Origin of the sequence: Colwellia piezophila ATCC BAA-637 (assembly GCF_000378625.1) — a bacterium.
Lineage (GTDB): Bacteria > Pseudomonadota > Gammaproteobacteria > Enterobacterales > Alteromonadaceae > Colwellia > Colwellia piezophila.
The window spans coordinates 1-8,681 of the sequence record NZ_KB905191.1; the positions used below are offsets into that span (position 1 = coordinate 1).

Consider the following 8,681-nt stretch of genomic DNA (forward strand, 5'->3'; position numbering starts at 1 on the left):
AGGTAACAATCTAGAGACGATTTTCATTGCATAATCTCGATGAGAAACCAAGCTAGTTATATTATTTGAATCGTTATCTGTCATATTTCATCTTTTATAAGCTATAAGAGTGTTATTTACATGTATTTTAATAACCGCTTTATATATAGACTTAGTATTAATAGAAATACCCTAGTTTTTTATTTTTTTCATGTAAGTCTTACTTGGCCGTGGCTACCACTCGCACCATGGAAACCACAATATCTGTTTTGTCGTTGCCACTTTCAAGGGTGAAGTCAAAGTCATGGGCCATGCTATTTTGTACTAAGTCAGCCACCATGAAAGTGACCGTTTTTAATTTACCATCACCTAGAAGTTGTTCACTTTTAGCCTTAGTCCCGCCATTAAAAACCAGTTTCATGCTACCGGCTGTTTGATCAATATAAGTAACCTTGATAGCAACATCGCGACCTTGACCATACCAGCGATCGTCTATATCAAAACCCATCTTTTTACCGGTTCGTGCTATATAATCAAAGTGTTTACCCGGCTGAACCATCCACATTTTAATGGCGTGTTGCATTTTTATTGCGGGTTGTGTTTTATAACCTAATGCATCACGTTGATATAACCAACGCTCGAAGTTCTTGACGGGTGTTCCGCCCTGCTGTTCACCCTTCTTGTTACTTCCCTAGCTCTTAAGATAGCTCGTGCTGAGATAACTCCATGTATCTGGAGCGTCATGCACGGTACGGCCAAGCTCTAATGACAAAAATGGCAACATTTGTGGTACTAAATGTCCGGTAGTATGGATGTAATTACAGCGCATCTGCAAGGCACGCAAAGTACTAACAAAGTAACGATAGGGATATGAATTAGTGGTTTCGCCAAAACGATAACCACGTTTGGCTGTTGCCCATCCGGCTTCGTATTCCTCATTGACTTCGCCGTGAAAACCGCCATTTTTTATAATAGGCGCTGATTCATCAACCATTAAATAGCCGTTAATATCGATGTACTGCCCCATATCCGCATTGGGTATGTTGTATAAGTACATCTCAACAAAACCGCGTCTTACGCCAAAACCCTGTTTAAAGCCATAATGGCTAGTGCCGCCCATAAACACTTTATGCTCCATACCGGTAAAAGCTTTTTGCCAAGCATCTAAACGCTCTCTAACATGGTCCAAGGCATCGTTCTTTTGCCAGTCATGCTCTTTAAAGGGGCCGATACCTTCATCACCAAATGAGTTTGAGCGATAACCTACATAAGCGGCTTTCACCATGTTAGGAATATCAGTTTTTGCCAACGCCTGAACAAGCTTTAAATATCTGTCATGAAACACTGGGTGGGCGGGATCAAAGTTCAAATTATCTTTCAACCTTCTTCGCTTCAATAACGTTACGTCATATTTTTCCAGCCACAAAGGCGCATCGCCCTTGTTAATATTGCCTGCGCGATCTTTAGAATGCGCTAGAATTCGCAGTATTACCTCAACGCCAACGCTATTTGCCTGTTTAATTTTGGCGACTATCGGAGAAAAGTCGAAGTTACCTTCAGTGGCTTCGATATCACGCCATTTAACCCACAAAATCCCCACTGAATTACTCGGAAAACTCAGTTTTAGCGCTTTAAACGATTTTTTCAAACCTATGTTTCTTTGTAATGCAACTAGGCCATTATCAGCCGGCGTTACCGACTCAGGCAAAGACCAGTCCCATCCGTCAATGGTATGTTGCTGGTTAATCCAAGGCTGAGCTTTAATATCTGTTAAATCATCAAGCGCCAAACTGTTATAGGCTGGCCAATACGGGTAATTACTTTCTGGCAGCACGTTGGCATTAACTTTGGCAACATGCGGTGGTACGCCCTTTGCGGCAACAAAAAAGCTTGTTAATACCAGTGATAATAATAAAAGACAATTCCTGATAACTTTTGTTAGTGGAGATAGCACGATATTCAGAGAGGAAAGTCGGGTGTTATTATATTGCATCATTGAACTCTTTTAGGTTTACAGTTTTTTATAGATAGCCATAAATCGTGGTTTAACGGGTAAAACTGGGACTTAGCACCAGCATTGTCCCCTATTAATAAATCACAATTTAAGGCTATCCGTAGTACCGCAGCTTTATACCATTAGCTCTTGTGCATTAGTCAACGAAGCACTTAACCCTTTAAAGGTTTTAGTCACCGTTGTGCCATCACCAACGTGCACGGTATAAGTGCCTGCTTTTAATGCAAACGGTTGAAAGCTTTTGGTCTTCATTTTTCTAACGGTGAAAACTACTTCGCCATTACTTTCATCAACCACCTGAAAAACCGGATCAGCAATGCCATTTACCTTAATCAAAGGTAACAAGTACTTTTTCGACGGGTTAAAGTTATCCATCATATCGACAGTAATTGGCCAGCCTGGTAATTGACTACCCGCTTGGCGCGGATTTTCCATATGCAGCCAACAATCATTGCGAATTTTTTGCGTGCGTTTATCAAAGTGCAAGAAACCTATGCCTGATAATTTATCGGTCATTTTGTTTAATACTTCTTTACGCTCTTTGCTTGGCGGTATACCCACGGCCAATACCGTAAACTTGTTGGTAAAGGGATCTAAAAAATCACCGGTATTAAGTAAATTATTAGGAGGATTAAGCCCTTTTACTTTAGGTTCAAATTTACGTGGATAGCCGGTATTAAGCGCAGGGCTGGCAAAAACAAAAGAACTATCTCCATGTTCGTCAACACCATACTGAGCAAATGCCGGTAAATGTTGATCGCCAGTAATATGAATAGCAAAGGCTTTACGCATGATTTTAAGGGCATTATTGCGTGGGGTTTGTGGCCAACCATTGGCATCTAAGTCGGCAAATAAACGCTTACCACCATGGGTTGTTGCCATACCAATAAATGGCGTAGCCGATACCACGGCTTTCATATCAACATCTTGCCAATTTTGTGTCCATTGCTCGATAAACTCTTCTTGATTTTTACCCAGCAATTCTAAACCTGGCACATCAAGAGATAAGGTATCATAATTTTCATCTTTGATATGATCAACGCGACCAGGTACACCGGCCCTAACTCGCTCAGGGCTAGATTTATACATGCGGTCAGCAAGTACGGCAAAGCTTACTCGGCCATAAACCAATTCAGTATAAAAGTTAGTAATACCATCAACCGATGGCTTGCTGTCATAAGGTTTAGGATTGTGGCCGGTTTGTTGTTTATGGATAGCATTAACCCAAGACAGCGTCATTTTATATCCGAAATCTGTCGGATCTCTCAAGCTTTTAAATTCACCTAAGCGACCGCCCTCGCCCCAGATATTGCCATGAAATACATCATGATCGTCCGGTAAAGCGATTGAAGGAATATGATTGGTTAGATAACGCCAGCTCCAGCCATGTAACATCCATTTACGCATCACATCTAAAAATGCTTTTTCAATCGGACGAAACTGCACACCATAACCGCCAGAGTGTTCATAAAACTGGTCACCGGTAAACATGATCATGTCTGGGTTTAATTGTTTAAGTTGATGGGCTATTTGGAAATTAGGAAATGCCTCATGAGTATTACAAGACAAATCAGCCACATAAAGATCAGGTTTATCTACCGGATCTTTTTGGATTTTACCATGCCAATAATAATCGTCTTTTTGTGATGCATTGAGCTTATATACTAAGCGGTATTGGAAATCTTGCGTGGCATCCCAGTCAGTAAATTCAAATGTCGCACAAAAGGCGTGTGGATCTATGCTTTCAGTAGCTAATTTCTGCCAAGCACCATTACGTGCAGACGCCGGCCTTATTTCAATATCTACAGTTTGATTGTCTGTTTTGCCAATAGGTGGCATTTGCGCGCTAAGCCTTACTGCTCCTCTGCTCATTGAGTACTGAGAAAACAGTATCGGACCAAAGTGCTGGTCAGGACTAACGCTTATTTTAGCGCCGCTAAGCTGCCAGTTGTTAAACCAAAAACGTCCCGCTTGCTTGGTATTTTCTGGGTCGGCATCACGCCAGCCCCATTTTTTTATGCCGACGTTTTTTTGCCCGGTGCGCAGGGAAACAAAATTAGTGGCTAAGGCGATATTGCCGGTTAATGAATTCCCGTCAACACCGTCTAAGCTCACTTGCCCCAGTGTTTTCTCGCTGCTACTGTCGGTTGCGATCAAGGTTAATTGATAACCAGCGCCTGACGGTTTACCGGTTAAATGCAAAATAACGGCGTCATTAGGCAAGTTTATTGGCTGCTTATTATCACCAATGAAAATAAAACCATCACTTGAGATGCCAGCCCCTAACCCTCGGCCGTATAATAGCGCATTGCGATAATCAGGGACTTTACCTTTAATGCCTAGTTGAAAGCCGGCTGAGCCATTATTGGTGATAAAGGTACCTTGCTGTGTTCCTAACTCGACGCTTAACTGAAAATCGCCACTTCTATCGCCTAATTGATGGGTTAGTAACTGCACATCTCTGTCTTCTGCCGCTTTATTACAAAGTAGTTTACCGTCTTTTATCTGCCAATCTTGCATAGGGTTAGACCAATACTCGGCCCCTATCCATGCGCGATCGCCTTGTTGATGCCAATTACTGGTAAATGTCGCATTATCAGATGAATTAGTCATTAGTGCACAAGACGGAATTAGCGTCGCAGCACCGGCGGTTGCCACTAATTTGTTAAATTGGCGGCGGTTGATGTTAATTTTATTGTTAGTCATAAGAATCTCGGAAAATTAAGCAGAAACGCGCCAATAATGAGGCAACGTATCGAGTTGTACAGGCACATTAATGGTTTGTCCGCCTTCAACGGTTTTACCATTGTGATCAAGCCATTTACCTGGTGGTAAAGTAACCTTGCGTATTTTTGTTTTCGTGATAACCGGTGCTACTAATAGATTGTCGCCCATCAGGAACTGATCTTTTATATCGATATATCCTTGATGTGGGTAGTTATATTCTAGCGGTCGCATGATCGGTGCCCCTGTTTTGGCAGCCGTTTTTGCTAGCGCTAAAATGTAGTCATTAAATTTCAAGCGCAGCTTAGTGGCTACTTTTATCGCGTCTTGGTGTTCTTGATCCAATATACGCCAAGGTGCTACCGAAAACTGCATCATAGGCATTAAGGCATGCGTTTGAGCTGAGCGAACAATCAGTTCAGCATCCACTTCCTTACCCGGTTGAAATGAGATCCAATTACCACCACCGATCATATCAGGGCATGAAAACGGATAACCCACCATGCCCATCATGTTCATTTGTGGGATCAACTTTTGCATATCTTCCCAAGTGTGGAACTTGTCTCGTAAACGTTGCGCTATTGGCTGGCCACCCATTTTCCAGGTAGCTCGGTATTCGTTTAATGGGTAATCTAAGCCCACTTCCGCAAATGCTTCAGAATGTTCATTTGACAAGATGTCTTTATGGCCAACACCTTTGGTATACGAGCGTGCATCACCGGCATCAAATTTAAAACCGTCAACACCATATGTTTGTTGTAAGTGATCCAGCTGGTCTTTAAACCATTTTTTATCAACCGGATTGGTTAAGTCTAATACTGCACTTTGACCATTCCACCATTCAACCATTTGCGGTGGTGATTTTTTATTTTTACGCTGCAATAAAATGTCATTTTTATCAATTTTAACTAGCGCTTTACTTTGACGTAATAAGCCGCCCTTTTTCTTTAATTCTCTGTAGGCTGGAATATCACCACTGACAAAAGGCGCGACCCATAACATCACTTTAAAGCCCATCGCATGAAGTTTATCCATCATCGCTTTAGGATCAGAAAAACGTGCTGGATTAAACGTCCAATCGCCATAATTGGTTTGCCAGGTATCGTCAATCATTAATACGCCAGGTTTAAAGCCTTCACTGATAATGCGCTCTGCGTATTTAAGAATATCTTCTTGATTTTGATTGTAGGTTAATTCAATCCAAGTATTAAATTGTGGTGCAGTAAATAACAATTCATCAACCATTTTTCCAGACGGCGGAAAAAAGGTTTTAGAGGCATAATCAGCCGCATCTTTAAGGGAGTCGCCGGCTTTGTGCTGAATAATTTCATCTAAATTATCAAATATGGTTAAACTACCTTTGCCGTCGTATTTGTAAGAAAACGGCTTTTCTGACCAAATAACATAGCCGTTGGCCGACAATAAAAGTGGTTGAACCTGATTACCAAAAGTATCACCTAACATTTTAACGCTGTACTTGGCCTGCAAAGGCATTTTATCGCCGTCTCGAGTGACAGCTGCCCACCATTGTTGATCTTTAGCCGCTTCAATTACTGTACTTTGCTGTTGTTCGGTTTTTACCGTGCCTGGTGAGATACTGCTGCTAGGCGGTGTTTGAGTAACATCATTACAACCATAGAGCGCAAACGTTAAAGCAACGGTAACTAAGGTTAATTGATTAACTTTTTTTGTACGTTTTTTCATATTAAACACCATGTAAAATTATCTGGCGCCAAACCTAAAGAGATTATTGGCGCTTCTTTCAAACGAATAAAGGTCAACTAGTGAGTAGGGAATTGCCATTTTTCGACTGGCGTTGGTGTACGTTGGGTGGTCATTAGCTTTTTCATTTTGGCCACTATTTCAGGATGTTTCGCCGCGACGTTATTGGTTTCTCCAATGTCGTCAGTCAAATTATAGAGCTCAATAGGTGCATTGGCATCAGCAATGGCATTGCGTTTCACCGCTTTCCATTGACCAAGGCGAATAGCCTGTTGACCATGAGAGCCACGAAGTTTTTCTGAAAACTCCCAGTACATCACCCGCTCGTCAGATGTTTTATTTGGCTCTTGCATATAGGGTATTAGTGACATGCCATCAACACGAGTTAAACCAGGAACTTGGGCAACTTGCGCAAGTGTCGGGGCAATATCCCAAAACGCCGATATAACGTCAGTGGTGGTATTGGCAGGTATCTTACCCGGCCATCTGGCGATCATCGGCACTCTAATACCGCCCTCATATAAGTCACGCTTCTCGCCTTTTAAGCCTTTGGTGCTATTAAAAAACGCCAGGTCTTGGCCGCCGGCACCTGTGGGGCCATTATCACTCGCAAAGATAACCAAGGTATTATCCGCAAGTCCGAGCTCTTCCAGGCGCTGTAGCATTAGACCAACATCTCGATCTAAATCGGTGATCATCGCAGCGCGAGCTGCTCTTGGCCTTGGATGCGGCGTATAAACTTTCTTAGTCATATCCATTGCTGGCTCAAGCCAGGCTTTGTCATCGTAAGGTTTAAGATCTTCATCCGGAATTTGAATGGCAGCATGCGGTTGTAAAGCCGAATAATACAGAAAAAATGGCTTGTCTGCGTTGCGGTCAATAAACTTTAACGCTGCATCTGTCATCAATTCTGGTGCATAGTCATTGCCCATATATTGCTTATAGTCTTTAGCTTTAGTGCTGGTTTTAGCAATTAAGGCATGAGGAATAAAAAACTCATTGTCTAAGACAACTTTTTCTTTGTTCTCCCAAACATGAGGTGGGTAGTAGTTGTGCGCCCATTTTTGGTCAAGATAACCATAAAAATAATCAAAACCAAAGTCGTTAGGACCGATGTTATTCGTAGGTCCACCCAAACCCCATTTACCGATAACGGCGGTAGTATAACCGGCATTTTGCAACATATTGGCGATGGTTTGTGTGCCTGATTTTAACGGGATCTGGCCTTGTTCAATGTTTTTTCCCCACCTGTTATAGCCTCCTAAGGTATAATTGCCTCTCACTTGAGTGTGTCCTGAATGCAAACCAGTTAATAAAACGCTTCTTGATGGCGCACAAACGGTACTACCTGAGTAATGCTGAGTAAATTTAATACCTTCTAAAGCCAATTTATCAATATTAGGCGTGAGAATTTTTTCTTGACCATAAGCGCCTAAATCACCGTAGCCCATATCATCGGCAAGAATATAAATGATATTAGTTTTTTGGGGGCTTGGTGTTTTTACCGCTACCGCAGAAGTGCTATTTGAACCGCATCCGATAAGGGTTATCATTGCCCCGAAAATTAACAGTAAGGATTTTAAAGACTTGTGACTCATTATGGCTGACCCTTTTCCTTAATAAAAATAGAATGTATCCTCATATAACTGATTTCTACGCCAAATACCCTTAATTATTTTTATTATTAATTATTTATTATTTATTATTTATTATTTATGGCAAGAAAATAAAAATACGGTACTTCAACCAGCAACTTTTCACTGTTATGGCGATTTACGCGCTAACATAATTCGGGCGTGTATTAGAAATCAAGAGAAAGAAGAAAGCGGCAAGAGCAAATGCAATTCTCAGGAGTTAGCCCCTTCTAGGAGCTTTCATCATACCCGCGGCTTTGCCGGTGTGTCACTCACTGTAAAGTGAAATTGTACAGGTAAATGCCACTTTGATATGACGAAGAATACCTGTGGATACCTGCACCTAGCATGTAGGCAGTTATGCGGTAAAACGAACCGCATAACTTGTAGCAAGCATAATGACTATTTTTACTTTTTACTTAGTACTTAGTACTTAGTACAACCATTTTATCGCCATTCCAGTGATGTTTTATACCAAACGATCTATCCAATGAAGACAAGACTGAATCAAGGTCATTGGTTTTAAATCGACCTACTATTTTAACCTGCTTTAAATCACTGTCAGCGATTTCTATAGCGACACCAGTATAGCGAGTTATTTCAGCAAC

General features: G+C 41.5%; 6 protein-coding genes. All 6 read right to left on the reverse strand.

Annotation, left to right across the window (positions count from 1 at the left end; all coding sequences use genetic code 11):
- Window positions 1-199: 199 nt before the first annotated feature.
- The gene (locus tag F580_RS0123500; protein WP_019030211.1) at window positions 200-562 is read right to left on the reverse strand and encodes a hypothetical protein; all 363 of its coding nucleotides are present in this window, start codon (window positions 560-562) and stop codon (window positions 200-202) included.
- Window positions 563-670: 108 nt separating this feature from the next.
- A complete protein-coding gene (locus tag F580_RS0123505; RefSeq protein ID WP_157443231.1) occupies window positions 671-1,975 on the reverse strand; it encodes a hypothetical protein in 1,305 nt (434 codons plus the stop codon).
- A gap of 132 nt (window positions 1,976-2,107) precedes the next feature.
- Complete coding sequence (locus F580_RS0123510) at window positions 2,108-4,699, reverse strand: alkaline phosphatase D family protein (protein WP_019030213.1); 2,592 nt, start codon at window positions 4,697-4,699, stop codon at window positions 2,108-2,110.
- Window positions 4,700-4,714: 15 nt separating this feature from the next.
- On the reverse strand, window positions 4,715-6,421 hold the full coding sequence (locus F580_RS0123515) for a glycoside hydrolase family 31 protein (RefSeq protein WP_019030214.1): 1,707 nt from the start codon (window positions 6,419-6,421) through the stop codon (window positions 4,715-4,717).
- Between the two features lie 77 nt (window positions 6,422-6,498).
- The gene (locus F580_RS0123520; RefSeq protein ID WP_019030215.1) at window positions 6,499-8,037 is read right to left on the reverse strand and encodes an arylsulfatase; all 1,539 of its coding nucleotides are present in this window, start codon (window positions 8,035-8,037) and stop codon (window positions 6,499-6,501) included.
- Between the two features lie 455 nt (window positions 8,038-8,492).
- The coding region (locus F580_RS26660; protein WP_040358006.1) for a FecR domain-containing protein at window positions 8,493-8,681 on the reverse strand (189 nt) is incomplete at its 5' end.

Bases quoted from the DNA above. Each gene is read 5' to 3' on its own strand.
- F580_RS0123500 (WP_019030211.1), bottom strand. From the start codon at position 562: ATGCAACACGCCATTAAAATGTGGATGGTTCAGCCGGGTAAACACTTT.
- F580_RS0123505 (WP_157443231.1), bottom strand. From the start codon at position 1,975: ATGATGCAATATAATAACACCCGACTTTCCTCTCTGAATATCGTGCTA.
- F580_RS0123510 (WP_019030213.1), bottom strand. From the start codon at position 4,699: ATGACTAACAATAAAATTAACATCAACCGCCGCCAATTTAACAAATTA.
- F580_RS0123515 (WP_019030214.1), bottom strand. From the start codon at position 6,421: ATGAAAAAACGTACAAAAAAAGTTAATCAATTAACCTTAGTTACCGTT.
- F580_RS0123520 (WP_019030215.1), bottom strand. From the start codon at position 8,037: ATGAGTCACAAGTCTTTAAAATCCTTACTGTTAATTTTCGGGGCAATG.